Origin of the sequence: Pseudomonas sp. CROZ-RG-20F-R04-15, assembly GCF_022662375.1 — a bacterium.
In the GTDB taxonomy this organism is placed as follows: domain Bacteria; phylum Pseudomonadota; class Gammaproteobacteria; order Pseudomonadales; family Pseudomonadaceae; genus Aquipseudomonas.
The window spans coordinates 39,221-63,755 of record NZ_JAKNQL010000032.1; the positions used below are offsets into that span (position 1 = coordinate 39,221).

General features: G+C 58.1%; 24 protein-coding genes. 11 read left to right on the forward strand and 13 right to left on the reverse strand.

What is annotated here, in order from left to right; translation table 11 throughout:
• Nucleotides 1–17 precede the first annotated feature (17 nt).
• From L8H52_RS28070 to L8H52_RS28090, 5 genes are all read right to left on the reverse strand, one after another.
• Nucleotides 18–1,886 carry a hypothetical protein gene (locus L8H52_RS28070; protein WP_242209794.1) on the reverse strand — a complete coding sequence of 623 codons (1,869 nt, stop codon included), beginning with the start codon at nt 1,884–1,886 and terminating at the stop codon, nt 18–20.
• Nucleotides 1,887–2,057: 171 nt separating this feature from the next.
• Nucleotides 2,058–5,564 carry a calcium-binding protein gene (locus L8H52_RS28075; protein ID WP_242209795.1) on the reverse strand — a complete coding sequence of 1,169 codons (3,507 nt, stop codon included), beginning with the start codon at nt 5,562–5,564 and terminating at the stop codon, nt 2,058–2,060.
• Between the two features lie 240 nt (nt 5,565–5,804).
• A complete protein-coding gene (locus L8H52_RS28080; RefSeq protein ID WP_242209796.1) occupies nt 5,805–6,434 on the reverse strand; it encodes a LysE family translocator in 630 nt (209 codons plus the stop codon).
• A gap of 87 nt (nt 6,435–6,521) precedes the next feature.
• On the reverse strand, nt 6,522–7,871 hold the full coding sequence (locus L8H52_RS28085) for an NCS2 family permease (RefSeq protein ID WP_242209797.1): 1,350 nt from the start codon (nt 7,869–7,871) through the stop codon (nt 6,522–6,524).
• Nucleotides 7,872–8,161: 290 nt separating this feature from the next.
• On the reverse strand, nt 8,162–8,608 hold the full coding sequence (locus L8H52_RS28090; protein WP_242209798.1) for a MarR family transcriptional regulator: 447 nt from the start codon (nt 8,606–8,608) through the stop codon (nt 8,162–8,164).
• Between the two features lie 82 nt (nt 8,609–8,690).
• Here L8H52_RS28090 and L8H52_RS28095 point away from each other — a divergent pair, with 82 nt between their 5' ends.
• Nucleotides 8,691–9,857 (forward strand): PLP-dependent aminotransferase family protein, encoded by a 1,167-nt coding sequence (locus L8H52_RS28095; RefSeq protein WP_242209799.1) that lies wholly within the window; start codon nt 8,691–8,693, stop codon nt 9,855–9,857.
• A gap of 161 nt (nt 9,858–10,018) precedes the next feature.
• Here the strand turns inward: L8H52_RS28095 and L8H52_RS28100 are convergent, their stop codons facing one another.
• From L8H52_RS28100 to L8H52_RS28120, 5 genes are all read right to left on the reverse strand, one after another.
• The gene (locus L8H52_RS28100) at nt 10,019–10,390 is read right to left on the reverse strand and encodes a glutathione S-transferase N-terminal domain-containing protein (RefSeq protein ID WP_116032877.1); all 372 of its coding nucleotides are present in this window, start codon (nt 10,388–10,390) and stop codon (nt 10,019–10,021) included.
• Between the two features lie 103 nt (nt 10,391–10,493).
• Nucleotides 10,494–11,039 (reverse strand): GTP cyclohydrolase I FolE, encoded by a 546-nt coding sequence (folE, locus tag L8H52_RS28105; protein ID WP_003204506.1) that lies wholly within the window; start codon nt 11,037–11,039, stop codon nt 10,494–10,496.
• Between the two features lie 77 nt (nt 11,040–11,116).
• Complete coding sequence (locus L8H52_RS28110) at nt 11,117–11,674, reverse strand: Smr/MutS family protein (protein ID WP_242209800.1); 558 nt, start codon at nt 11,672–11,674, stop codon at nt 11,117–11,119.
• Between the two features lie 74 nt (nt 11,675–11,748).
• Nucleotides 11,749–12,069 (reverse strand): hypothetical protein, encoded by a 321-nt coding sequence (locus L8H52_RS28115; protein ID WP_007914024.1) that lies wholly within the window; start codon nt 12,067–12,069, stop codon nt 11,749–11,751.
• A 130-nt stretch (nt 12,070–12,199) separates the two neighbouring features.
• Nucleotides 12,200–12,790 (reverse strand): cysteine hydrolase family protein, encoded by a 591-nt coding sequence (locus L8H52_RS28120; RefSeq protein ID WP_007914026.1) that lies wholly within the window; start codon nt 12,788–12,790, stop codon nt 12,200–12,202.
• Between the two features lie 239 nt (nt 12,791–13,029).
• On the opposite strand from L8H52_RS28120, the gene prmB reads away from it, so the two are divergent.
• Entirely contained in the window at nt 13,030–13,938 is a 909-nt protein-coding gene (gene prmB, locus L8H52_RS28125) for a 50S ribosomal protein L3 N(5)-glutamine methyltransferase (protein ID WP_122605429.1), read from the forward strand.
• 118 nt (nt 13,939–14,056) lie between these two features.
• On the opposite strand, the gene L8H52_RS28130 is transcribed toward prmB, so the two are convergent.
• Both L8H52_RS28130 and L8H52_RS28135 read right to left on the reverse strand, forming a co-directional pair.
• Nucleotides 14,057–14,848 (reverse strand): hypothetical protein, encoded by a 792-nt coding sequence (locus L8H52_RS28130; RefSeq protein WP_150794495.1) that lies wholly within the window; start codon nt 14,846–14,848, stop codon nt 14,057–14,059.
• 99 nt (nt 14,849–14,947) lie between these two features.
• Nucleotides 14,948–15,901, reverse strand: coding sequence for an alpha/beta fold hydrolase (locus tag L8H52_RS28135; RefSeq protein ID WP_242209801.1), 954 nt, complete (start codon nt 15,899–15,901; stop codon nt 14,948–14,950).
• Between the two features lie 130 nt (nt 15,902–16,031).
• Between L8H52_RS28135 and aroC the strand changes: the two genes are divergently transcribed.
• From aroC to mtnC, 5 genes are all read left to right on the forward strand, one after another.
• Nucleotides 16,032–17,123: a chorismate synthase gene (aroC, locus tag L8H52_RS28140; RefSeq protein WP_099758435.1), complete on the forward strand. Its 1,092-nt coding sequence runs from the start codon at nt 16,032–16,034 to the stop codon at nt 17,121–17,123.
• 31 nt (nt 17,124–17,154) lie between these two features.
• Nucleotides 17,155–18,300, forward strand: coding sequence for an MFS transporter (locus L8H52_RS28145; RefSeq protein WP_242209802.1), 1,146 nt, complete (start codon nt 17,155–17,157; stop codon nt 18,298–18,300).
• Complete coding sequence (locus L8H52_RS28150; RefSeq protein ID WP_034151739.1) at nt 18,297–18,923, forward strand: methylthioribulose 1-phosphate dehydratase; 627 nt, start codon at nt 18,297–18,299, stop codon at nt 18,921–18,923. Before L8H52_RS28145 ends, L8H52_RS28150 begins: the two co-directional genes overlap by 4 nt.
• A gap of 93 nt (nt 18,924–19,016) precedes the next feature.
• Nucleotides 19,017–19,562, forward strand: a complete 546-nt coding sequence (locus tag L8H52_RS28155; protein WP_007914042.1) for an acireductone dioxygenase — start codon at nt 19,017–19,019, stop codon at nt 19,560–19,562.
• Nucleotides 19,563–19,566: 4 nt separating this feature from the next.
• Nucleotides 19,567–20,250 carry an acireductone synthase gene (mtnC, locus tag L8H52_RS28160; protein ID WP_242209803.1) on the forward strand — a complete coding sequence of 228 codons (684 nt, stop codon included), beginning with the start codon at nt 19,567–19,569 and terminating at the stop codon, nt 20,248–20,250.
• A 186-nt stretch (nt 20,251–20,436) separates the two neighbouring features.
• Here mtnC and L8H52_RS28165 read toward each other — a convergent pair whose 3' ends face one another.
• Entirely contained in the window at nt 20,437–20,715 is a 279-nt protein-coding gene (locus L8H52_RS28165) for a DUF3509 domain-containing protein (RefSeq protein WP_008080936.1), read from the reverse strand.
• Between the two features lie 390 nt (nt 20,716–21,105).
• Here L8H52_RS28165 and L8H52_RS28170 point away from each other — a divergent pair, with 390 nt between their 5' ends.
• The 4 genes from L8H52_RS28170 to L8H52_RS28185 all read left to right on the forward strand — a co-directional run bounded on the left by L8H52_RS28170 (nt 21,106) and on the right by L8H52_RS28185 (nt 24,440).
• A complete protein-coding gene (locus L8H52_RS28170; protein ID WP_242209804.1) occupies nt 21,106–22,944 on the forward strand; it encodes a long-chain-acyl-CoA synthetase in 1,839 nt (612 codons plus the stop codon).
• 97 nt (nt 22,945–23,041) lie between these two features.
• Complete coding sequence (locus L8H52_RS28175; protein ID WP_242209805.1) at nt 23,042–23,560, forward strand: ankyrin repeat domain-containing protein; 519 nt, start codon at nt 23,042–23,044, stop codon at nt 23,558–23,560.
• 86 nt (nt 23,561–23,646) lie between these two features.
• Nucleotides 23,647–24,177: a hypothetical protein gene (locus tag L8H52_RS28180; protein ID WP_242209806.1), complete on the forward strand. Its 531-nt coding sequence runs from the start codon at nt 23,647–23,649 to the stop codon at nt 24,175–24,177.
• A gap of 71 nt (nt 24,178–24,248) precedes the next feature.
• On the forward strand, nt 24,249–24,440 hold the full coding sequence (locus L8H52_RS28185) for a PLDc N-terminal domain-containing protein (RefSeq protein WP_007914053.1): 192 nt from the start codon (nt 24,249–24,251) through the stop codon (nt 24,438–24,440).
• Nucleotides 24,441–24,535 lie beyond the last annotated feature (95 nt).

The following is a 24,535-nucleotide window of genomic DNA, read 5'->3' on the forward strand; positions in this document are numbered from 1 at the left end:
AATGCGGGGGAGTTGTTTTAGCGCTCTCTGATGATGAACACCGAGTCCGGATTCGATTCGACCTTCAATACGCCACCGATCAGCCATACCACTTTGTTTTGTGCCGTCGCGGTGGTCAGGGCGAGAAACGCGTCGTTGCCAATCCTGGCCGGCAAACCCGGGTCTGCCAGCTCATTGCCCGGGGTGTGGGACAGGCCGACATGTTCTACCGAACCCAATTTCAGAAAGTACACCTGGTCATGGGTGGCACGCCGGAACACCAGTGTTGGAATGCGGTGTTCGTGTGTCAGGGGAAAGACGTCGTAGCCGCTACGAATCAGCAAGGCACCGAGCAGGCGTCTGAGGTTGAGGTCCGTGGGATAGGTTTTATAGTGGCCCCATTCGACGGGGAACCGCTGTGGATCGAAGGTGAGCCGTTGCAGTTCGCTGTCGATTTGGGGAGGCATCGCAATGAGCTTTTTTCCTCCGGCATCGATGGACGGTGCCACCGCCAGCATATTGAGCGGGTCGGCGTACGCCGGTGCGGTGGGAAACGGCTTCTGCTTCCACTGATGCAGGACGGCCTGGATATTGACCAGTCCGGTGCCGGTAATGACGGCGGAGTTGTCTGCCAGTTCGTAGAGTTTTTTCGCAACAGCCCATGCCGTCGGTGCAGAAAAATCCGGAAAGGTATTGGCCACCGACTGCGCTATTGGCTCCTCGAAAAAGCGTTTGCCGGGGTGCACTTCTCCCGGATCGTTACCGATGCGAAAGGTCGCAACAGGTTGCAGTGACGGTGCCGTGCGCAGCATCGTTTCAAACGCATCGAAACCGGCCGGGGCAAAGTCAGGGTGCTGGACAAAATAGACCTTGGGCGTACGGTTGGAGCCAATGGGCACGATCGGATAATGAAACCAGCCAAGCTGGATCGACTCCACCACTGGCGGCTTGTTCAAATGCCCCCACGGTAACCAGAAGTACGGGGTTTGTTCGGTCGGGACGCTGGTGTCGCGTGTGGCCGTTGGCAATGGCTCGGGCGGTTTCGAGGTGTCGAGGCGTGGGCGTTTGCCCGGTCCGGGAACTTGCTCGTCCGGTGCGGCGACGGGCCGCAACGGGTCGGTTGCCGGGGTGTCGGCGGCGTGCGCAGCTTGAGCTTTCTGACGCCAGAGCAGCGTGCCGGGAATCTGCTCAAACGCCAGATCGAGCAGGTCTCTGCTGGTCGCTGAGGCATATCGGTATTCACCCAGATGGTTTTTACGGACCATGACCGTGCCTTCTGCCGTATCGACGAAGGTTTGTTTGAGTTTGTTGTATCGGATCCCCTCCGATGAAAGTTCCGCTCGGGTCAGGGTGTTTGCATCCTCCGGCAAAAGGTAGGCGGGGTGCTGTGCTGTGACTGGCGTCTCGGATCGGGCCCGTAGGGGTTGCCAGCCGGGGCGCTGAATATGCCAGTTGGGCAAGCCTTCAGACCTCGTTACCACAGGTCCCGGAACACCCGGTGCAAAGGTCAGCGGCACGTAATAGTTGCCTTGCCGATCCTGTTCGACGATGAACCGGCCTTCGTTGCCGAGTTGGGCGTAGGTTCGTTGATCCGGCCCGGTGAACAGCCCGGAGTTTTCTCCGACTGGCGTCAGTTCATTCAAACGGTTTTCGGGCCAGGCGATCGCACTGCGCGCGGTACTTAAGGTATCGCTGCCCAGGCCCGGCATCTCGCTGATGGTAATGCCCGGCGGCCGTGTGACTGAGGTGCCGGATGCCGTAGATCCAGGGGCCGAATCGATGCCAGGCAACGGGCGGGCGGGTACAGGAGTGCCATGGTGAACGCCAGAACCTGATGGCTCAGGTCGTGTTGTAACCGTTGTATCGGCAGCAGCTGTCACAGCAACTTTCTTGGGTGGCTTGGCCATACTCAATTACTCATGGAGTGGTGATGTCGAGCGCAACAAGCGTCTCGGCGCATTTTTTCAGGCGCACTCGTCGGCATCCCGCAGAGCCTTGGCCGGGAGCGAGATGAAGAAGACTGGTGACTTCAACTTCGGAGTGCGCGAGGGGGATAGGTTTTGTTTGAGGGGCGGCTGTTACGCAGGGGGAACATTCATCAAGGTGATCGGCGCAACCTGATGGGTACAGCGATTGAGCACCCGCAGCTGCGAAGACTCTACGCGGGATTTGTCGCTGCGCAGGATCCAGCTATTGGCGGAAAAACTGTAACTCAGCGCCCCGGGCGAGCGATCGGCGAAGGCAATATTGCGCACTTTGACTTCTTGATTGGCCATTGATGTAAACGCTTCAGGCAAGGTTTCTGCCGAGTCAGGTTCTTTGAAGAACCGCGCATCCAGTCCATCCAGATAGACCCGGTCAAAGGAGAGATCCACCACATGGACGATGCCTTTCTCGGTGATGACGCGTACCTGATCGATCAGGTCGTCTTCGTTTTCATAAACCGGTAGATGAACAATGCAGGAACCGATGAATAACTGATTGTTTTCCAGTTTGACCTCGACCTTGCCGAGCGATGTCGCATCGAGCTCCCAGGTCGATGAGTAAGGCAGTCTTTTCGCTGCGTCGGCCAACGCACCGGGGGTCGAGAGTCTCAAGGTTACATTGGCAGTCAGATGGACCAGACAAGTGGCACCTTCACCTTCCAGCGCTTCCATGGCGGTCCGAATGGCTCTGGGCTCGATGGTGGCGCAGGCATTTATTGCATTCACCTTGTACGCTTCGTTCGACGGCAACTCATAGTCGAATTGCTTCTGTCGAAATTTCAAGGGCAGGTTCAGTGGTGTCGTCCACTGCCTGAAGGAGTGCATTTCATAGTTATCGTCGGCCGGGGCGGCATCTGTTTCCGGTGTAAGCCCCGCATTCAAAGCGACACCGTCGTTGAAGATCAGCAAATATTTATGATTGGGGCGAACAGCCATGGTCCGCAGGATCTTGATCATGTTCCGTGGATCAGCGCCGCCGCGCGCCCAGGCAAAGAATTTCAACGTTATGGTTCTTTCACCCAAGTGGTAGGTCAGATCACAACCGGCTATCAGGTCTTCACGCTTCTCGGACTGCCTTGCACTAAAGTGCGCTTCGACTTTGCTTAATTCATCGCTGGCGTAATCCAGGTAAATGCAGGTGTTGACGTCGGGGCGTTCGGTTGAGTAGAAGGTGACACTTTGCTGAGTGCGCGGGATGTAATAACGCGCTTCATGTTGATGCATGGTCCAGCATGCGGGGCTGTAAATAATCAGCGGTTTTGCAGGTTGTCCGTGTTTGATGACATCGACTTCGATATCGATGCTTTTACCACTCTCGATTGTTTCAGGCAGATCAGGTCTGAGCTGATAACCGTCTTTGGTCAAAAAGGTCAGCTTGTTGTTTTTCAGGCGTGTCTGGTTTTCGCTTGTTTCGTAGATGTCGCGGATGGTCACCACGGTTTTCGGCCCGTCGTAGAACTCGAAGCCAGAAGTGATGACCAGCGAGTTCTGTTCGATCACCCAACTTTCAATCAGATCAACCGGCCAATTGAATTCAATTGTGCTTTCCTCTTTACCATCCTCGATGATGCAGAAACGACCTTCCTGGTGAGCGATGAAATACGCATCGATACCTTCTTCACCCGAGGCGGTCGCACCTTTGTGCAGCAACTGTATCTGGTCGTTTCCGGCCCCTGCATTGATCGTGTCCTGGCCGCGTGACTTGATGATGTTGCGGTCATGGGTGCCTGTCACAACGCTTGTCGCGCCGATCATGGTTTCAATGTTCTCGATACTTTCCACAAGACTGTGGAATTTATAAGTCGCGCCGTCCTCTGCATCGATATCCGGAGTACGCACCTGCAATGTGCCTGCTTGCAAATCGATGTCATACCCCTTGGGCGTGACGTGATAGCCATTCAGGGAAAGCGTGTCGTTACCAGCGCCCCCCTTCAACTTCGAATAGGCTGATGTTTCGATGTTTTTCCTGATCTGATCGGCCGCACCGTCGAACGCAAAGTGATCGTCTTTTTCACCGCCTGTCAGGTCCTTGATTCCCGAGCCGTAGTGGAAGATATTCGGTTTTTTTATAACACCTTTGATCGAGTCCTTACCGTCACCGATAAGCCAGAAAATACTCTTGTTTTCTCCGGCAACGCCCAGATGTGCACCGGGCGTAGCCTCGGTAACGCCTTCGCTAGCATCAACGGTGTCATCGCCACCTCGTATCTCGGGTACGTTTTCCGGTTCCCAGGCGTCTATTTTTGTCCACCAGTTACGCTTCCAGACCTGCGTGGGGACGAGCTCGACACTAAATGAGCCATTGACGACGGCCTCGGTGGAATCCTTGAGCTGAACGTCGAGCAAGTTACGAGCATTGCGCTTTAGCTGTTCTGTGTGCTGGATCAAGGTTCTTGCCTGGTTGTAGCGGTCTTTGACGCCTTGCTCGACGTCCAGCATGCAGAATGACAGGAAGCCCGAGCGCCAACGCTCATCCAGAGTCAGTTCGATGTAATCATCAATGTCATCGACGATGCGCACCGCGCTATACACCTGCGATCCGATTGCCAGCATCGCACCGAACAAAAGGCCTACCGGTCCGACAAAAGGCAGCCCTGCCATTGCCAACGTTCCGAGGATAACGGTCATGGCCGCGCTGGTGATGCTCAACCCGGCGCTGACGTAATGATCCATGGCTTCTTTGCCGGTGGCCTTGCTTGCGGCGTTCAGGGAGTTGACGGTGGTGTACACATCGAACGGCAAAGTCAGCGCCCCGCCGATCAAACCGCCGGACCGACCCAGCCTCAGCGCAAACCTGGTTTTGGTGAAATCCCTGAAAGCGGTTTTTCCGGCCGTCAGCATCTCGTTCGCAATCTTGCTGACGACGACGTCAATGGCAATGGAGCCAATTTCCGTGAGCGTACCTGTGGCGTTTATGACAACTTCTTTGGTGTCCCCGGCTTTGATCGCGGCCACCATTCCGCGCAATCCCATGAATATTCCGAATGCCTGGAGTCCGACACTGGAACCGACCGTTAAATGGGTCTTTGCAGCGGCGGCCCAGCGCCGGGCGTTAGGAGGAAGTTGGGTGTGCTGCAAGTCAAGTTTCTGTGCGCAGGTCAGGAGTTTTTCGATTTTGCCAAGAAAGTTTCCGGGATTCGTTTCGACGGTGGTGTTTTCGCGGATCATGGCAGGAGCCGTTATCGGGCGGCGACTGGCCATGTCGAACAGCAGATTCGGCAACAGGTAAACATCGTTACCTTTCGCGGACTTCATGTGATGTGCAATATCGCTGGCGCTGAATTGTAGCGAGTTGATGAATGAGCGTTGCGCATTGCGAAAGAACGTATTGCTGCCGTTCAACGGATGCCCGTCAATAGTTGCACCGAGAGCATGCAGAGAGGCCCGGGTTATCGAAATTTCGCCGATTTGTATAGGGCCGAATACCGAGTCGTTGACTTTCAATTGATCGACTTTGCTTTTCAGCGACGCATCCAGTGGTTTATCGCTGTCATTGTTTATGTCGATGGTCGAATCGTTATGTTTGTTGGGCTCGATTTTCATGTCGGTGATGACGATTGCATCACTTTGTATTACTGCTTCGCTTATAAGCGTGGCCATTTGAACTTCCTTGTTCTGGCAGGTTGTCTTGAAAACAGGCGGAGATAGTACGGGGGACTTTTGAGGGATGTATATAAGTGGGTTGTTGCGGTGTATTGCATATCAAGACATGCAATGACAGTCGGAGGAATCCGAAGTGTGCGACGCCAATCCGTCGGGGAGAACACCAGCCAGACTCGTATCTTTCAAGTCTGGCTGGCTGCAGCCAGGTAACAATTGGTGAAATAACGATTCAGTATCTCAGTGACTGCTGAGTAATGAAGCGGCGCCGGCGCCTCCGAACAAGCCGGCACTGATCCGGTTGAACCAGCTTTGTCCCTTGCCGCTGCGCAGATAACGCGCGGCCCCGTGGGCACCCAGACCGTAGGCCAGTTTGCACAGCAGATCCAGCAGGGTCCAGGTGGCGATCATCACCAGCAGTTGGGGCAGGAACGGTTGCTCGGCACTGAGGAACTGCGGCAGAAACGCGGCGAAGAACAGGATGTCCTTGGGATTGCTGGCACCGAGCACGAAGGCGCGTGCGAACAACGCGCGGAAACGTGGCACCGGCGCGGCTTGCGGCACGTCAGCGCCGACTGATGGCTGACGCGACTGTTGCCAGCTCTGCCAGGCGAGGTAGAACAGATACAGTGCGCCGACGATTTTCAGCACGCTGAACAGTTGCTCCGAGGCCAGCAGCAGTGCGCCAAGGCCTAATGCCGATGCACTGAGCAGGCAGATCGAAGCCGTCACGCCGCCGAGAAATGCCGGGTAAGAACGACGCAAACCGTAATTCAGACTGTTGCTGATCATCAGCAACGACAGTGGCCCCGGAATCAGGATCACCACCAATGCAGCACCGCTGAACAGCAGCCAGGTTTCCAGACTCATCACTTTGCTCCTTTCTATTGTTATCAAGATGCACAAAAGCCCCACCCGCAAGGGTGAGGCTGTTTGGAAACCTGAACCGCGTCGCGCTTACAGGAAAATGAACTTGGCGATGAAGATCGCGCAGAGCACCCACAGGCTGACGGAGATTTCCTTGTACTTGCCGGTACCGGCCTTCAACGCCACGTAGGTGATGAAGCCCAGTGCGATGCCGTCAGCGACCGAGAAAGTCAGCGGCATCATGATTGCGGTAACGATGGCCGGGATCGCGTCAGTGGCTTCGTCCCATTCGATGTGGGCCATGCCGCCCATCATCAGCATCGCAACGTAGATCAGTGCACCGGCGGTGGCGTAAGCGGGAATCATGCCGGCCAGCGGTGCGAAAAACATCGCCGCTATAAATAGCACACCTACGGTGACGGCGGTAAGACCAGTCCGACCACCAGCGGCCACGCCGGCGGCACTTTCTACATAGCTTGTGACTGGAGGCACACCGACTACGGCTCCGAAAACGCTGGAGGCACTGTCGGCTTTCATGGCGCGGGAGAGGTTTTCGATACGGCCGTCAGCGTTGACCAGATTGGCGCGCTGAGCCACGCCCATCAGGGTGCCGGCGGTGTCAAACATGTGCACAAACAGGAAGGCTAGCACCACGCTGATCATGCTGACGTTGAACACGCCGGCAATATTCATCGCCATGAAGGTCGGCGCAAGGCTTGGCGGAGTCGACATGATCCCTTCGTAATGCACGATGCCCAGGCCCCAACCGGCCAGGGTCACGGTAATGATGCTGATGAGGATCGCGCCGAAGACTTTGTGGTAGCTGAGGATCGCAATCATCAGAAAGCAGATGGCGGCGAGCAACGGGCCAGGTTCACGCAGGGAGCCGAGCTTGATCAGGGTTGCCGGGCTATCGACGACGATGCCGGCGGTTTTCAGACCGATCAGGCCAAGGAACAAGCCCACACCGGCACCCATCGCAAAGCGCAGGCTGACCGGAATGCTGTTGAGCAGCCACTCGCGAATCCGCGAGAAGGTCAGGATCATGAACAGCACACCGGAGACAAACACTGCACCGAGTGCGGTTTCCCAGTTGTAGCCCATGGTGCCGACTACGGTGTAGGTGAAGAACGCGTTGAGGCCCATGCCCGGTGCCAGACCGACCGGCCAGTTGGCGTACAGACCCATCAACAGGCAGCCCAGTGCGGCAGCGATACAGGTGGCGACGAAGGCTGCACCGTGGTCAATCCCGGCATCGGCCATGATGTTCGGGTTGACGAAGATGATGTAGGCCATGGTGATGAAGGTTGTCAGACCGGCAATCAGCTCGGTCTTCACCGTGGTGCCATGCAAGCTGAGTTTAAACAGACGTTCCAGCAAGCCACTGCGTAATGGTGGCGAGAGATCCAGCGTCGATGCTTCGGATTTGCGGCTTTCCACAGCGAGTACTCCTCAAGAGTTTTATTGTTATTTCCAGGGCCGGACCCATGAGGGGTGGCAGCGGCCCTTTGAGGCACTTGCGAATTTGTTGACCATGCGGTCAGGAACTCGCACGCTGTGGATTATGCTTTTGTGTACAAATAAAGCAAATATTGTTTTTGGTTTTGTTTACGAAAGTTCCGTCGATAGGGATATATCGTTTGTGCGGGCCCCTTCGCGAGCAAGCTCGCTCCCACAGGGAAACGCGCTTTAATGTGGGAGCGAGCCTGCTCGCGAAGAGGGCGCACCTGTCAGTCGAGATGTGTCTGACTGTTCCCCAACGCCAGATTCACCGCCAACCAGCCATTCACCGCCGCCTCCCCAGCCTCGGCAAACACCCGCTCCAGCAGCTTCACCTGCTCACGGCGCAACGCCTGTTCAAACTTCGCGCCGTCCGCTGTCAGCTCCAGCAGCCGCTTACGCTTGTCAGCTTGCGACGCCACGCTGTCGACCAGATGCATTTCCTGCAACTGCCGCAACGGCATGTTCAGCGCCTGTTTGCTCACCCCGAGCAACTCCAGTAATTCCTTCACACTCAAATTCGGATAGCGCGCGATGAAGAACACAATGCGCTGATGCACTCGGGAGAGGCCGCGCCGCTCGAGCATTTCGTCAGCTTTGGCGGTGAACGCCTGATAGCCGAAAAAAAATGCTTCCATCGCCTGCTGCTGACTGGACGGATTTTTAAGGTCAAGCATGTTGACGTACTCGCTCAAGCTGTCGTAATTTCAGTCAACAAGTTTGACTCATTTTTCCCATGCCTCGCTACCGGTGACTTCCATGGCTTTTTCCGAACGTGTCTCGCGCCTTAAGAGTTCTTTGATCCGAGAAATCCTCGCCGCTGCTCAACGTCCGGAGGTGATGTCGTTTGCTGGCGGCTTGCCGGCCGAAGCCATGTTGCCGAAAGTCGAGTGGGCCGACATGCCGCTGGCGCTCGGCCAATACGGCATGAGCGAAGGCGAACCAGCGTTGCGCGAAGCGTTGGCGGCGGAGACGAGGGCACTTGGCCTGGAATGTCAGGCGAGTCAGGTGCTGGTGGTCAGCGGTTCCCAGCAAACCCTCGATCTGGCGGCCAAGCTGTACATCGACAAGGGCACGGAGATTTTGCTGGAGGCGCCGACCTATCTCGCCGCACTTCAGATTTTCCAGCTGTTCGGCGCTGATTGCCTGACCGTGCCGCAAGAGTCCGACGGCCCGAACCTGGCGCAATTGCGTAATCGTCTGGAACAGCATCGTCCGGCGTTCATCTATCTGATCCCGACCTTTCAAAACCCGTCAGCCGTGCGCTACAGCGAAGCCAAGCGCGCCGCCGTTGCGGCATTGCTCGATGAATTCGGCGTCACGCTGATCGAAGACGAGCCCTACCGTGAACTGACTTTCGATGGCGGCAGCGCCAAACCGATTGCCGGACGCCTGCAGAAATCCAGCTGGATCTACACCGGCACCGTGTCGAAAACCTTGCTGCCGGGTTTACGTGTCGGCTACCTGATTGCCAGTCCCGATCTGTTTCCGCACTTGCTCAAACTCAAGCAATCAGCGGATCTGCACACCAACCGCATCGGTCAGTGGCAGGCGTTGCAGTGGATCGGCACTGAGAAATATCAGCAGCACTTGAGTGAGTTACGTGGATTCTATCGGCAGCGGCGCGATGCGTTTCAGACGGCACTGGAAACGCATTTTGCTGATCTGGCGGATTGGAACATGCCACAGGGTGGGCTGTTTTTCTGGCTGACGTTGAAGCAACCGCTGGATACGCGAACGTTGCTTAACGAGGCGTTGGCCAATGATGTGGCGTTCATGCCGGGCGAGCCGTTCTTTCCGGAGCCGGATAACCATCACGGGCATTTGCGCTTGAATTTCAGCCACATCGATCCGGCGCGACTGGATGAAGGGTTGAAGCGACTGGCGGCGGTGGTACGTCGGGCGCAGCTAGAGAAAGCGGCCTGAAAACAAATAAACCGGCTCAAGGGCCGGTTTATTTTTGTCTGGGATTTGCGGTGGCTGAGAGGGCCTCTTCGCGAGCAGGCTCGCTCCCACAGTGGAAATGCATTCCAAAGGGTGGGAGCGAGCCTGCTCGCGAAGGCGTCAATCAACCCACCAAATAATCTTCAGACAGCAGCAAAGCGCTTATCCAGATAATCAATAATCACCTTGGACTCGTACATCCAGGTGGTCTGGCCATTCTCTTCAATGCGCAGGCAAGGCACCTTGATCCGGCCACCCTGATCCAGCAACGTCTGCCGATCCTGTTCGTTGTTCTTCGCATCCTTCAGCGCTACCGGCACATTCAGGCGGCGCAGCGTACGACGGGTTTTCACGCAGAACGGACAGGCGTGGAACTGATACAGGGTCAGGTCTTTTGCAGCAGCATCCACCTGAGCCTGAGCAGCGGCGGGGCGTTTTTTCTTGCCCGGACGGGTGATGAAGTCGATGAAGATAACCAGTTGGCCGAGGCCGACACGAAGCGCTTTGACGAACACGTTGAAGCCTCACGGTGCAGATTGAGTAAGGCGCGCAGCTTACCCGATTTTTCACGGACGAAAAAAAACCGGCGATGAATGCCGGTTTTCTTCGTGCTGCAAATTACTTGATCAGGCTGAGAAACTCGCTGCGGGTCGCTGCGTTTTCACGGAACTCACCGAGCATCACCGAGGTGATCATCGACGAATTCTGTTTCTCGACACCGCGCATCATCATGCACATGTGCTTGGCCTCGATCACCACGGCAACGCCCAGCGCGCCGGTGACTTGTTGCACCGCATCGGCGATCTGACGGCTGAGATTTTCCTGAATCTGCAGGCGGCGGGCGTACATATCAACGATCCGCGCGACCTTCGACAGGCCCAGCACTTTGCCGCTCGGGATGTACGCAACGTGCGCCTTGCCGATGAACGGCAGCAGGTGGTGCTCGCACAACGAGTACAACTCGATGTCCTTGACCAGCACCATTTCGCTGTTGTCGGAGCTGAACAGGGCACCGTTGGTGACCTCTTCGAGCGTCTGTTCATAACCGCGGCAGAGGTACTGCATGGCTTTGGCGGCACGCTTTGGCGTGTCGAGCAGGCCCTCGCGGGAAACGTCCTCGCCCAATTGGCCGAGAATCGCGGTGTAATTCTGTTCCAGGGACATGAAACTACCTGTGGGGATTTTCGCAAAGGGCAAGGGTACGGTGGCGGACACAACCCTGCAAGTTCGGTGTAACGGGATTATTCGTCGCGACCTTCCATCATGGTGCGTTTAAGCATCACGTAAACCGCACCGGCGCCACCATGTTTGGCCTGGCACGAGCAGAATCCGAGTACCTGTGCATGCTGGCGCAACCAGGTGTTGACGTGGCTTTTGATCATCGGCCGCTTGCCGTCCAGCCGCACGGCCTTGCCGTGGGTGACGCGCACGCAGCGGATTTCGAATTTTGTCGCTTCAGCGAGAAAGGCCCAGAGGGTTTCGCGGGCTTTCTCGACGCTCATGCCATGCAGGTCGAGGCTGCCTTCGAACGGGATCTGACCGACCTTGAGTTTGCGCATCTGACTTTCCTGCACGCCGTCACGCGCCCACATCAACTCGTCTTCCGGGCCGACGTCGATCACAAACTGATCGGACAGACCATCAACGGTAGCGGTGTCAGTGCGCACGGTGGCCGACTGACGCAGCTTGGCAATCTGTGCGCGGTCAGTCTTGGGTTTGCCGGTGTCGGCGCGGTCGTGCTTGATCGGCTTGACGCCGCGCAACTCGTTTTTGAACAGGGAAAAATCGTCGTCTTGCATGTCAGCCTCCGTGAAGGGCGGCCAGTTTACCCAAGTCGAAACAAAACGGCCCGGCAAAAAGCCAGGCCGGTGAGTCAGTCGTGTTTTTTCATCAGGTGCGGGGACATGTTCAGTTCCCGCGATTGCCGTGCGCGACGGCGGCAGCGACGCCACAGGGCGACACCGAAATACAGAAACAGCAAACCGACCGCCAGAATGATTGCCGAGCCCATTGGCGTGGCATTCAAGTCACCGAGCGCTGGTGGGCGCCCGAGCAGGCTGGCCGCCCCGGCCATCGCCAGCAGCACACCGAACGTCGCCAGAATGGCGGCGATCGCTGCGCCGAATCGAAAACGCCAGTTGCTTTGGCCTTTGGGCCGCAAGCGGCGTGCGTCAAATCCATCGGATAACTTCATTCCGACCTTCCTCAATGGGTATCGGCCCTTCGACCGGGAGTTGACCGGGTTGTTCCTGAGGCTATGGCATTTGCGGCAAATGAGAGGATTTTGCGGATGAGCGGCGCCGTGAGCCGCTCATCAGAGCAGATCAGATCAGGTCTTGAGTCAATGCGAGGGTGGCAAAGTTGTCCGCCATGATCGCCATTTCCGCTTCCTGCACCACCGCGGCGCTGAGCACGCGGCCCTTGAACGGCAAGTCGCGGGTGGCGCAGGCGTCTTCCACCAGGGTGCAACGGAAACCCAGGTTCTTCGCCGCACGCACGGTGGTGCTGACGCTGGAGTGGCTCATGAAACCACAGACGATCAAGTCCAGCGAGCCAAGGTTTTGCAGACGATCAAGCAACTCGGTGCCATGGAACGCGCTCGGCAGCAGTTTGCCAATGATGGTTTCATCACCTTGTGGCTCGAGGCCCGGGATGAATTCGCCGCGCTCGCCCTGCGGGTCGAACAGGCCACCGACGGTGCCGAGGTGACGCACGTGCACGATCGGCCGACCGGCTGCACGGGCTGCGGCAACCACTTGTTTGATGTTCGCGACGGCCGCGTCCATGCCGCTCAGGGCCAGCGGGCCACTGAGGTACTCTTTCTGGGCATCGATGATGACCACGGTGGCATGGCTCAGTGTGGCCGCTGCGTAACCGCGACCGCTGAGTTGAAACATCGTTTTTGGAACGGACATTCTGGGGCTCCTTGGGGTGGGGCTTTTGCGACATTGTCCTCTGGCTGAGCGGTTCTGTGAATCGCTACCATCGTAGGCACCGTCGTTACTGGCCTGCAGCCTTGTCAAGTTACACGTTCTGTTCAATAGCCGGTGCAAAAAACAGAAAACTCCTACTGTCGCCTCGATGTTTTTCCTGCGTCGTCGTCACGCGTTTTGGCTGGTAGAATCGCCAGTCGTTTTTTCTGGAGTTCTGCCCCGTGATCACTTCCCGACTTCGTACCCTGCGTGACCATATCCGTTGGGCCGTCAGCCGCTTCCATGGGGAGGATCTGTTTTTCGGCCATGGCACCGACAATGCCTGGGACGAAGCCCGGCAGCTGGTGCTCGGTGCATTGCACCTGCCGTGGGAGATTGCCGACAGCTACCTCGATTGCGCGCTGGAAGACGACGAACTGGTCAACCTGCAACGCCTGCTCAAGCGCCGCATCGAAGAGCGCATTCCCACCGCTTACCTGTTGGGCGAAGCGTGGTTCTGCGGCATGTCGTTTATCGTCGATGAGCGCGTGTTGATCCCGCGTTCGCCGATTGGCGAGCTGATCGAAAACCGCTTCGCCCCGTGGATCGGCACCGAACCTGCGCGCATCCTCGACCTGTGCACCGGCTCCGGTTGCATCGGCATCGCCTGTGCCTACGAGTTCCAGAACGCCGAAGTGGTGCTGGCGGATCTGTCGTTCGAAGCGCTGGAAGTGGCCAATCAGAACATCGAGCGTCATGGTGTCGATGAGCGCGTGTACACCGTGCAGGGCGATGGTTTTGATGGTTTGCCGGGTCAGCGCTTCGACCTGATCGTGTCGAATCCGCCTTACGTGGATGCGGAAGATTTCGCTGACATGCCAGATGAATATCAGCATGAGCCTGAGCTGGGTCTGGCCTGCGGCGATGATGGTCTGAATCTGGTTCGACGCATGCTCGCTGAAGCGGCCGATCATCTGACCGAGAAGGGCTTGTTGATCGTTGAAGTGGGCAACAGCCAGGTGCACGTTGACGCGCTGTACCCGGAAGTCGATTTCGCCTGGCTCGAGTTCGAGCGCGGCGGGCATGGCGTGTTCATGCTGACAGCGGAGCAGTGCCGCGATCATCAGGCCTTGTTCGCCTCCCGCGTCTAATCGGCCGATCGTTCCCACGCTCTGCGTGGGAATGCCTCAATGGACGCTCTGCGTCCGCTGTTGGGACGCGGAGCGTCCCGGGCTGCATTCCCACGCGGAGCGTGGGAACGATCAGCCATCAGCGGTGCGTGGCAATCCAGATCAACAACCCCGCCTGAAACACTGCAAACGCCACCAGACAGGTAATGGTGAAACGCAAACCAGCGTCTTCACGCTTGAACTTGCTGACCTTGTCTTCCTGCTTCTTCAGCTTCACTTCCTGCTCGGCCAGATTCTGCTCGGCCTGCTGAAGCATCTGCGCCGCTTCAAGGATTTCGACGATCTGCAGCTTTTCGCTGTTCCAGTCGCCGAGCAAATCGCCAACCTGCACTTCCTTGACGCTGCCCTTCAAATGCTGGGCATCGGCATAGACCACATCAAAACCATGCACACGCAGGAAATGATCGCGACGCAGACGCGTGTCTTCGTTCAGCGCGTCCTTGTTGTTCAAGTCCATGCCGTCGACGGTGTAGGTCGGCCAACGCTTTTTCGCCCAATTGATGCCTTGTGCGGCCATATAACGGCCAATGCCACGGTTCATCGGTTCGATTTGCAGGCCGCTGTCCGGGCCGAAGTGCACACGCTTGGTGGTGTGATCCACCCACACGTCCAGCTGATTCTGCTCTTTGCGCACACGCTGGCCCGGCAGTTTGATCGCCATGCGCATCAGGCTTTTTTCTTTGCTGTTGCGCTCGGCATAGCCGAACTCGACGAAGCGCAAGGGACGGCCGCCGGTGTTGCGGTCGGTCTGCAGCGGGGCCAGGCGGAGCATCTTGTGGTGCTCGACGTGGACATCCGCCCACGGCAGCTCGACCGCTGGCGGTGCGTCTTTTTCAGCGGTGGTGTCGGGTGAAGTCGGGGTATCAGTCATAACGGCGAGATCCTGTCCAAGCCCTGCTTGTCGCCAGCCATTGCGCTGGCGACAAAGACTTATCGGCCGTTTTTTGCAGGACTAGAGGGCAAACAACGGTTAACGGGTGCGAAGTCCGTCAATAAACTCGATGATCTTGCTGCCCAGTTCCGCTGCCAGCGGCAAATTCGGATCCTTGTACGAAGCCAATTGCCGCTTCATATCGTTGTGGACGATGCGCATGACGTGGTTCATGCCTTCGATCACCGCCAGTTCGGCGTCCGGTTTCGCGGCTTTCAGCGCCTGCGCATCGCCAACGCCGACCTGCATGTCATTGCTGCCCTGAACAATCAGCGCCGGCATCTTCAGTTGCGCAAAGGCTTTTGCCGGATCCTGACGGAACAGCGAAATCAGATACGGCTGCACGCTTGGACGGAAAATCACCTGCAACGGCTGTGGCACATTGTCGTCGGTGTGGCCAGCCTTGAGGCTGTCGAGCAGTTCGTTACTGCGCAGCATCAGCGGTGGCGGCAGGCTGCGGGCCAGTTGCTCGCGGATCACCTGATCGACTGGACGGGCGCTGCCGGACAGAGAAATCACCGCCGCCGCATCGACTTTCGGCGCCGCGAGGCTGGCGATCAGCGCGCCTTCGCTGTGGCCGAGCAGGATCAATTTGCCGAAACGCGGATCGGCCTTGAGCTTCTGCCCCCATGCCACCGCATCCGCGGCGTAGGCTTCTATCGACAAATTGCGCTCATCCGGCGTCGCAGCGAGACTCGCGGCCACCCCGCGCTTGTCGTAACGCACGCTGGCGATGTTGTGTTTGGCCAGCACCCAGGCCAGCCGCTTGAGGCTGTCGTTGCGCCCGCCGTCGGGGTTGTTTCCGTCACGATCCGTAGGACCCGAGCCAGAAATGATCAGGACAACCGGCACCGGGTTGTCGGATTTTGGCAGCAGCAGCGAACCGAAAAGTTCGCCAGTGCCGGTATCCAAAGTGACCGGGCGTTGTAGGACCGTCGCTTGGGCAAAGCCCGTAAAGAGGGTAAGACTCAAGATCAAAACTCGCAGCATCATCACGCCATCATTCGCCAAGGTGCCGGTTGGACTCGCCAGCACCACTAAGGTTCGAGGATGAACTACTCGGTTAGCCTGCGTATACTGGCGCGCATCACGAATTTGGGTTTGATTTCACGGAGCGTCCTGCATGTCCGGCAATACCTACGGCAAGTTGTTCACTGTCACCACCGCTGGCGAAAGCCATGGTCCGGCGTTGGTCGCCATTGTCGACGGCTGCCCGCCGGGCCTGGAGATCTCCCTCGAAGACTTGCAGCGCGACCTCGATCGCCGCAAGCCGGGCACCAGCCGCCACACCACCCAGCGTCAGGAAGCCGACGAAGTCGAAATCCTTTCCGGCGTGTTCGAAGGGCGCACCACCGGTTGCTCGATCGGCTTGCTGATCCGCAACACCGACCAGAAGTCCAAGGACTACTCGGCGATCAAGGATCTGTTCCGCCCGGCCCACGCCGACTACACCTACCACCACAAATACGGCGAGCGCGATTACCGTGGCGGCGGCCGCAGCTCGGCCCGCGAAACCGCGATGCGCGTAGCGGCGGGTGCGATTGCCAAGAAGTACCTCGCCACTCAGGGCATCGTGATTCGTGGCTACATGAGCCAGCTCGGCCCGATCGAAATCCCGTTCAAGACCTGGGATTCGGTGGAAGACAATGCCTTTTTCAGCCCCGATCCGGACAAAGTCCCGGAGCTGGAAGCCTACATGGACCAATTGCGCCGCGATCAGGACTCGGTCGGGGCGAAGATCACCGTGGTTGCCGAAGGCGTGATGCCGGGTCTGGGCGAGCCGATTTTCGACCGTCTCGACGCTGAGCTGGCCCATGCGCTGATGAGCATCAACGCGGTCAAAGGCGTGGAAATCGGCGCCGGTTTCGCCTCGGTCGCGCAACGTGGCACCGAGCACCGCGATGAAATGACCCCGGAAGGTTTCCTCAGCAACAACGCCGGCGGCATCCTCGGCGGCATCTCGTCCGGTCAGCCGATTGTTGCCCATCTGGCCTTGAAGCCGACTTCCAGCATCACCACGCCGGGTCGTTCGATCGACATCCACGGCAATCCGGTGGACGTGATCACCAAGGGCCGTCACGACCCTTGCGTCGGCATTCGTGCCACGCCGATCGCCGAAGCGATGATGGCCATCGTGCTGATGGATCACTTGCTGCGTCACCGTGGGCAGAACGCCGATGTGCGCGTGAGCACCCCGGTGCTGGGCCAGCTTTGATGGCAGGCTCTGAAGCCGTCGCGGCATAACCGTGGCGGCGCTCCCTTACTGGCGGCTGTCCAGTTTTTATCTGTTCTATTTCGCCTTGCTCGGTTCGACAGCGCCGTTTCTGGCGCTGTACTTCGATCACCTCGGTTTCAGTCCAGCGCGGATCGGCGAACTGGTCGCCATCCCGATGCTGATGCGCTGCGTGGCGCCGAACATCTGGGGCTGGCTCGGCGATTACACCGGCAAACGTCTGGCAATCGTGCGCTTCGGCGCGGTGTGTACGCTGCTGACTTTCTCGTTGATTTTCGTCAGCAAGACCTACGCCTGGCTGGCGATGGTCATGGCGTTGCACGCGTTCTTCTGGCACGCGGTGCTGCCGCAGTTCGAAGTCATCACCTTGGCGCATTTGCAGGGGCAGACCTCGCGGTACAGCCAGATCCGTCTGTGGGGTTCGATCGGTTTCATCATCACCGTGGTTGCGCTGGGTCGGCTGTTCGAATGGCTCAGCCTCGATATCTACCCGACGGCGCTGGTGCTGATCATGGCCGGCATCGTCCTCAGCAGTCTGTGGGTGCCGAACGCGCAACCACCGCAAGGCAATCGGCCGAGCGGTGAGGGCTTTCTAAAGCAACTGCGCAACCCCGGCGTGTTGGCGTTTTATGGCTGCGTTGCGCTGATGCAAATGAGCCACGGCCCGTATTACACCTTTCTCACCCTGCACCTTGAGCGACTCGGTTACACACGCGGCACCATCGGCATGCTCTGGGCCGTGGGTGTGGTCGCCGAAGTGCTGATGTTCCTGGCCATGAGCCGGATTCTCGCGCGGTTTTCCCTGCGCCGGGTGTTGATGGCAAGTTTTCTGCTGGCGGCGCTGCGCTGGTTGCTGCTAGGTTCGTTCGCCGAGTTTCTTTGGGTGTTGCTGTTCGCGCAGATTCTGCATGCGGCGACCTTCGGGAGTTTTCACGCCGCTGCCATCGCCTTCGTGCAACGTAGCTTCGGTGCGCGTCAGCAAGGGCAGGGTCAGGCGTTGTACGCCGCACTGGCGGGCACCGGCGGCGCCATGGGCGCGTTGTATTCCGGTTACAGCTGGAGTGCCCTCGGCGCGACATTGACCTTTAGTATTGCCAGTCTCGCGGCGCTCGCTGCTGCCGTTATCATTGCCACACGTATGCAAGAGGACAGGCCATGAGCCTTACGCGTGAACAACTCGCCCAGCAAATCGTCGATGCCGGGCGTTTTCTTTATGGTCGCGGCTGGTCGCCGGCCACCAGCAGCAACTACTCAACACGCCTGTCGCCGAGCGAAGCGCTGTTGACGGTGTCCGGCAAGCACAAGGGCCAGTTGGGTCTGGACGATGTGCTCGCCACCGACCTTTCCGGCAACAGCCTGGAACCGGGCAAAAAGCCGTCCGCCGAAACCCTGCTGCACACTCAGCTATATAGCTGGCGCCCGGAGATCGGCGCAGTGCTGCACACCCACTCGGTCAACGCCACGGTGCTGTCGCGCCTGACCCCGGAAGACTTTATCGAGTTCGAAGACTACGAGCTGCAAAAAGCCTTCAGCGGCATCTCGACCCACGAATCACGGGTGCGCGTGCCGATTTTCGACAACGATCAGGACATTGCGCGCCTCGCCGCCAAGGTGCAGCCTTGGCTCGACGCCCATCCCGATTGCGTCGGTTATCTGATTCGCGGCCACGGTCTCTACACCTGGGGTGCGCAGATGAATGACGCGCTGCGGCAGATCGAGGCCTTTGAATTTCTGTTTGAATGCGAGTTGAAAACCCGCAGCGTCATGAACCGCCAAGGCTGACTTCACCAGAAGTAGCCCATTTGCCTGATGAAATGCTGTGCCCGACCGGTCTGCAAGAACCGGACGGCAAGGCCGATACCGAGGAATTGCCCCATGAGCAGCCTGTCCGTCTATCACGTTTCCAGCCCCGACATTCCCAACAAAGTGCTGACCCACTTTGAAGACATCGCCTCGACCCTGGCCGAGCAGGGCGTGCGCTTCGACCGCTGGCAAGCCGCCGCAAAGATCCAGCCCGGCGCCACGCAGGAAGAAGTGATCAGCGCTTATAAAGAACAGATCGACAAACTGATGACCGAGCGCGGTTACATCACTGTCGACGTCATCAGCCTGAACAGCGATCACCCGCAAAAAGCCGAATTGCGCGCCAAGTTTCTCGAAGAACACCGCCATGGCGAAGACGAAGTACGCTTTTTCGTTGCTGGTCGTGGCCTGTTTACCTTGCACATCGACGATTACGTTTACGCAGTGCTCTGTGAGAAGAACGACCTGATTTCAGTGCCGGCCGGCACCAAGCACTGGTTCGACATGGGCGAGCACCCGCACTTCGTGGCGATCCGCCTGTTCAACAACCCTGAAGGCTGGGTTGCCAACTTCACCGGCGAAGACATCGCCGGCCGTTTCCCGCGTCTGGAGGACTGATTCGATGTCGATCAAAGCGATTGTCACTGACATCGAAGGCACCACCAGCGCGGTGAGTTTCGTGTTTGACGTGCTGTTTCCTTATGCCGCCAAACACTTGCCGGATTTCGTTCGGCAGAACGCCGAACGCGCCGATGTTGCCGAGCAACTCGACGCCGTGCGCCGCGACAGCAATGCACCGCAGGCGGATGTTGAACGGGTTGTTGAAATTCTCTTGAGCTGGATCGAGGAAGATCGCAAAGCCACGCCGCTCAAGGTCTTGCAAGGCATGGTCTGGGCGCAGGGTTATCACGCCGGGCAGTTGAAGGGGCATGTCTACCCGGATGCCGTTGAAGCGCTGCGACGCTGGCATGCTGCGGGTTATCAACTGTTCGTTTACTCGTCCGGTTCGATTCAGGCGCAGAAATTGATTTTCGGCTGCTCGGAGGAGGGGGATCTGACGCCGTTGTTCAGCGGGTATTTCGACACGACGTCAGGGCCCAAGCGCGAGGCGCAGTCTTACACCAACATCCAGCAAGCCATCGGTGTTGAGCCGCAAGAGATTCTGTTCCTCTCGGACATCGTCGAAGAGCTGGACGCCGCTCAGTCGGCAGGCCTGCAAACCTGCGGCCTGGCCCGCGAAGGCGGCGAGCTGGGCAGCCACATCACCGTCGACACCTTCACCGGCATAGAACCCGAAGCCTTCTAATTTCACCCATTCCTAATGTGGGAGCGAGCCTGCTCGCGAAAGCGTCCGTTCAGCCAACCTTTTCAGTGCCTGACACACAGCCTTCGCGAGCAGGCTCGCTCCCACAGTAGATTTTCCATAAGCCACAAAAAAACAGGCCGTGAAGCGAGAGCTCCACGGCCTGTTTTGTTTAACGCGGTTTATGCGTTACAGCGAGTGATAAGTCGGCAGGGCAAAACGCTGCTGGCTCTGCAGCATCGCGATTTGCGGCAGCTCACTGGCTTGCTCGGCCAGGTCACGGCGAATCGCGCTGATCGCCCACGACAGTTGGTCGCCGGCATGCAGTTGTTGATAAGTCAGTGCGCGTTTAAACACTTTGCCGTCGCTGCTGCGCAGAGTCAGCAGGATCCCGCCATCGGGACGTGGCGCAGTGGTGACGTCGAAGTTGGAGAACAGGGAGGTAAATTTTTCTTGGATCAGGCTCATGTCTTTCAGCTCCGTATGCACTTGAATGGCAAGCATGCAGAGGAGGTTGCAGCGATTGTGCCAGCATTTGTTAAATAAAAAATGCTTATAAATCAATAGCTTAAAAGAAATGCAATTTGCAGGGGTCGTGCAATCTGCATGAATGGCCATCGTGCATCCTGCATTTTGCGGGATCGTTGTCGAATTGACGGAACCAATTGATAGCCCGGCGATCATCGCGGCCGTTCCCCCATCAGTAGATACAAAACATTGCAAAAACCGCGTGTACAGCGCGAGAAGCGCTGACGTATTTTCGATCTCGACCCGCATTCGAATGCGCGGGTTGCTTCAAGCCAAAGCCCGAAAAATAAAAACATCGGCCTGCACGCCAAGGTCGAACGGGGAGCTTCCATGAGTCACGCGCCAAGCGACACGATTACCTGGAGCATGATGCTCCGCAAACTGCCGATGATTGCCAAAGCCATCCCACGGGTGGTCAAAGGCATGAAGGTAGCCAACGTCACGGATCCGACCCAAAGCTGTGGCCTTGGCTGGACATTCGAACAAGCGACGCTGCGCAATCCCGAGGGCCCGGCGTTATTGCAGGGCGATGTGCTGCTGACCTATGTGCAGGTCAACCAGTGGGCCAACCGCATCGCTCACTATCTGAACGGGCAGGGCATCGGCAAGGGCGACGTGGTCGCGGTGTTTATTGAAAACCGCCCGGAATTGCTGGTGACCATCCTGGCGCTGGCCAAGGTCGGCGCGGTCAGCGCGCTGCTCAATACCTCGCAGACTCGCGACACGCTGATCCACAGTGTGAATCTGGTGGCGCCGGTGGCGATTGTCGTGGGTGAAGAACTGCTTTCGTCTTATGCGGCGATTCGCGACCAAGTGGCGATTACCGCGCCGCGCACCTGGTTTGTCGCCGATCAGGACACCTGTAGCCATCCGGGCATTGCACCCGAAGGCTACGTCAACCTGATCAGCGCCAGTGCCGATGCTTCCAGCGAGAATCCGCCGAGCAGTCAGCAAGTGTTTTTCGACGATCCGTGTTTCTACATTTACACCTCCGGCACCACCGGCCTGCCCAAGGCCGGCGTGTTCAAGCACGGGCGCTGGATGCGCAGCTCCGCCAGTTTCGGCATGATCGCCCTCAACATGGGCCCCGACGATGTCGTCTATTGCACCTTGCCGCTGTATCACGCCACCGGTCTTTGCGTGTGCTGGGGCTCGGCGGTCAATGGCGCCTCGGGCTTCGCGATACGGCGCAAATTCAGCGCCAGCCAGTTCTGGACCGACGTGCGCCGCTACCGCGCGACGACCATCGGTTACGTCGGCGAGCTATGCCGTTATCTGGTCGATCAACCGGCCAGCGCCGATGACAGCCGCCACGACGTGCGCAAGATGATTGGTAACGGCTTGCGTCCCGGCGCCTGGGCCGAGTTCAAAACGCGCTTTGCGGTTGAACACATCTGTGAGTTGTACGCGGCGAGCGACGGCAACATCGGCTTTACCAACATTCTCAACTTCGACAACACCATCGGTTTTTCCCTGATGGCCTGGGAGTTGGTGGCCTACGACCATGACAGCGGTGAGCCGCTGCGTAGTTCCGACGGTTTCATGCGCAAGGTCGGCAAGGGCGAGCAGGGCCTGTTGCTGGCGCGAATCGACGAGAAGGCGCCGCTGGACGGTTACACCGATCCGAAGAAAACCGCCAAGGTTGTCCTTCACGACGTGTTTGGCAAAGGTGATCGCTTTTTCAACACTGGCGATTTGCTGCGCAACATCGGTTTCGGCCACGCACAATTTGTTGATCGACTGGGTGACACCTATCGCTGGAAGGGCGAAAACGTCTCGACCACTGAAGTCGAAAACCTGCTGCTGCAACATCCGCACATCTCTGAGGCGGTGGCGTATGGCGTAGAGATCCGCAATACCAACGGCCGCGCCGGCATGGCGGCGATCACGCCAGCGGAGTCCCTCGCGACGCTGGATTTCGCCGAGTTGCTGACCTTCGCCCGCGAACGTATGCCGGCCTATGCAGTGCCGTTATTTCTGCGGGTGAAGGTGAAAATGGAAACCACAGGCACCTTCAAATACCAGAAAACTCGACTGAAAAATGAAGGCTTCGACCCGGGCCAGACGGGCGATGATCCGATCTACGCATGGCTGCCCGGCACCCAGACTTACGTTCGGGTGACCGATGAGGTGCTGGCGGAAATTCATCAGGGCAAGCATCGTTATTGAATCTGGCTATGAGCCGGCTTGAGAAAAAGGGGGTGACAGCCGCCGTCTCGCTCGGGAAACTGTCGGCTTTCCGATTGACCGAAAGTGGAGTTACCCCATGTCCGACCAAAGCCGCCAGATGACCCCTGAAGAAGCTGCCGAATTCACCGAGCAGGTTTTCAACAAGGCTCGCGACGGTGATGCCGAGATGCTCGATCGCCTGGTCACCGCTGGTTTGCCGGTGAACCTGAAGAACAGCAAGGGCGACACGCTGCTGATGCTCGCCAGCTATTACGGCCATGTCGATGCGGTGCAGGTGCTGCTTAAACACAAAGCCGATCCGGAAATGCGCAATGGCAACGGCCAGAGCCCGATTGCGGGTGCGGCATTCAAAGGTGATCTGGCGGTGGTCAAGGCGCTCGTCGAGGCCGGGGCCGAGATCGAAGGCTCGTCGTTCGATGGACGTACGGCGTTGATGATGGCGGCGATGTTCAACCGTGTTGAAATCGTTGATTACCTGATCAGCAAAGGCGCCAACGCTCAAGCCAAGGACGCCAATGGCGTGACCGCGTTGGACGCGGCGCGCACCATGGGCGCGGTCGATACCACCGCGCAACTGGAAAAGCTGTCTGACTGAAATCCCTTCTGATGGACTGTGGCCAAGGGGAGAATGCGTTATCCTTCGCGCCCTCGAAATTCACCTTCGCCACAGGATCCGCCCTCATGAAAGCCGCACTCGTCGAACTCATCAGCAAAATCAGCTCCGGCTGCATGGGCGAGGACGAGATCCTGAACGTTGCCGACGAAGCGGCGCAAGCCTACGCCGATGCCGACGCGTTTCTGACCGCCAACCCGGACATCAACTACGACGACACCTTCCCGATTCCGTTGGGCGAGTGGGTGGTGGTCGGCAGCCTGCCGGAAACCGTGTTGTTTCAGGCCGACACCTACGTTGACCTGTTCGCGCAGATCGTCGCCTCGTTTGGCCCGGGCGTGGATTTCAACCTCAAGCCCAAGCAACTGGCCAAGACCGAAGCGCTGACCGCGCTCAATCGCATCCAGGTGCAGATGAGCAGCATGAACAAGGAAAACGGCGGTTACACGCTGATGAACTTCAGTCAGCTGCTCGACGATGAGCTGCAAATGGTGCTGGTCTACGGCAACGACGTGCCACGCGTGCTGGAGTTGTGCGCCGAAGTCGGCATCAGCGCCGCGCCTTCGCTGGAAGCCTTGAAGATCGCCGTTCACGTCTGAGTGCAATAAAAGGGAACCCTGCGCGCGACCGTCTATCCTAAAAGTGCATGCCACTATTCTGGAGCGACACCATGGGTTCCACGTTCAACGGTCTGATTGGCCTGATCATCCTTGCCCTCGACATCTGGGCCATCATCAACGTGTTGAAAAGCGGCGCAACCACCGGGATGAAAATTGTCTGGGTGCTGCTGATCATCCTCCTGCCAGTGCTGGGCCTGATCATCTGGGCGATTGCCGGACCGCGGGGCAACGTGCGGATCTGACACCGCTTCCGGGAACACCGCATTACCCCTGTGGGAGCGAGCCTGCTCGCGAAAGCGGTAGATCAGTCACCGACAATGTTGACTGACACTCCGTC

What these genes read in the sequence shown, in the direction of transcription:
- L8H52_RS28070 (WP_242209794.1), bottom strand. Translation starts at nt 1,886, where the DNA reads ATGGCCAAGCCACCCAAGAAAGTTGCTGTGACAGCTGCTGCCGATACA.
- L8H52_RS28075 (WP_242209795.1), bottom strand. Translation starts at nt 5,564, where the DNA reads ATGGCCACGCTTATAAGCGAAGCAGTAATACAAAGTGATGCAATCGTC.
- L8H52_RS28080 (WP_242209796.1), bottom strand. Translation starts at nt 6,434, where the DNA reads ATGAGTCTGGAAACCTGGCTGCTGTTCAGCGGTGCTGCATTGGTGGTG.
- L8H52_RS28090 (WP_242209798.1), bottom strand. Translation starts at nt 8,608, where the DNA reads ATGCTTGACCTTAAAAATCCGTCCAGTCAGCAGCAGGCGATGGAAGCA.
- L8H52_RS28095 (WP_242209799.1), top strand. Translation starts at nt 8,691, where the DNA reads ATGGCTTTTTCCGAACGTGTCTCGCGCCTTAAGAGTTCTTTGATCCGA.
- folE (WP_003204506.1), bottom strand. Translation starts at nt 11,039, where the DNA reads ATGTCCCTGGAACAGAATTACACCGCGATTCTCGGCCAATTGGGCGAG.
- L8H52_RS28110 (WP_242209800.1), bottom strand. Translation starts at nt 11,674, where the DNA reads ATGCAAGACGACGATTTTTCCCTGTTCAAAAACGAGTTGCGCGGCGTC.
- L8H52_RS28115 (WP_007914024.1), bottom strand. Translation starts at nt 12,069, where the DNA reads ATGAAGTTATCCGATGGATTTGACGCACGCCGCTTGCGGCCCAAAGGC.
- L8H52_RS28120 (WP_007914026.1), bottom strand. Translation starts at nt 12,790, where the DNA reads ATGTCCGTTCCAAAAACGATGTTTCAACTCAGCGGTCGCGGTTACGCA.
- L8H52_RS28130 (WP_150794495.1), bottom strand. Translation starts at nt 14,848, where the DNA reads ATGACTGATACCCCGACTTCACCCGACACCACCGCTGAAAAAGACGCA.
- L8H52_RS28135 (WP_242209801.1), bottom strand. Translation starts at nt 15,901, where the DNA reads ATGATGCTGCGAGTTTTGATCTTGAGTCTTACCCTCTTTACGGGCTTT.
- aroC (WP_099758435.1), top strand. Translation starts at nt 16,032, where the DNA reads ATGTCCGGCAATACCTACGGCAAGTTGTTCACTGTCACCACCGCTGGC.
- L8H52_RS28150 (WP_034151739.1), top strand. Translation starts at nt 18,297, where the DNA reads ATGAGCCTTACGCGTGAACAACTCGCCCAGCAAATCGTCGATGCCGGG.
- L8H52_RS28155 (WP_007914042.1), top strand. Translation starts at nt 19,017, where the DNA reads ATGAGCAGCCTGTCCGTCTATCACGTTTCCAGCCCCGACATTCCCAAC.
- mtnC (WP_242209803.1), top strand. Translation starts at nt 19,567, where the DNA reads ATGTCGATCAAAGCGATTGTCACTGACATCGAAGGCACCACCAGCGCG.
- L8H52_RS28165 (WP_008080936.1), bottom strand. Translation starts at nt 20,715, where the DNA reads ATGAGCCTGATCCAAGAAAAATTTACCTCCCTGTTCTCCAACTTCGAC.
- L8H52_RS28170 (WP_242209804.1), top strand. Translation starts at nt 21,106, where the DNA reads ATGAGTCACGCGCCAAGCGACACGATTACCTGGAGCATGATGCTCCGC.
- L8H52_RS28175 (WP_242209805.1), top strand. Translation starts at nt 23,042, where the DNA reads ATGTCCGACCAAAGCCGCCAGATGACCCCTGAAGAAGCTGCCGAATTC.
- L8H52_RS28180 (WP_242209806.1), top strand. Translation starts at nt 23,647, where the DNA reads ATGAAAGCCGCACTCGTCGAACTCATCAGCAAAATCAGCTCCGGCTGC.
- L8H52_RS28185 (WP_007914053.1), top strand. Translation starts at nt 24,249, where the DNA reads ATGGGTTCCACGTTCAACGGTCTGATTGGCCTGATCATCCTTGCCCTC.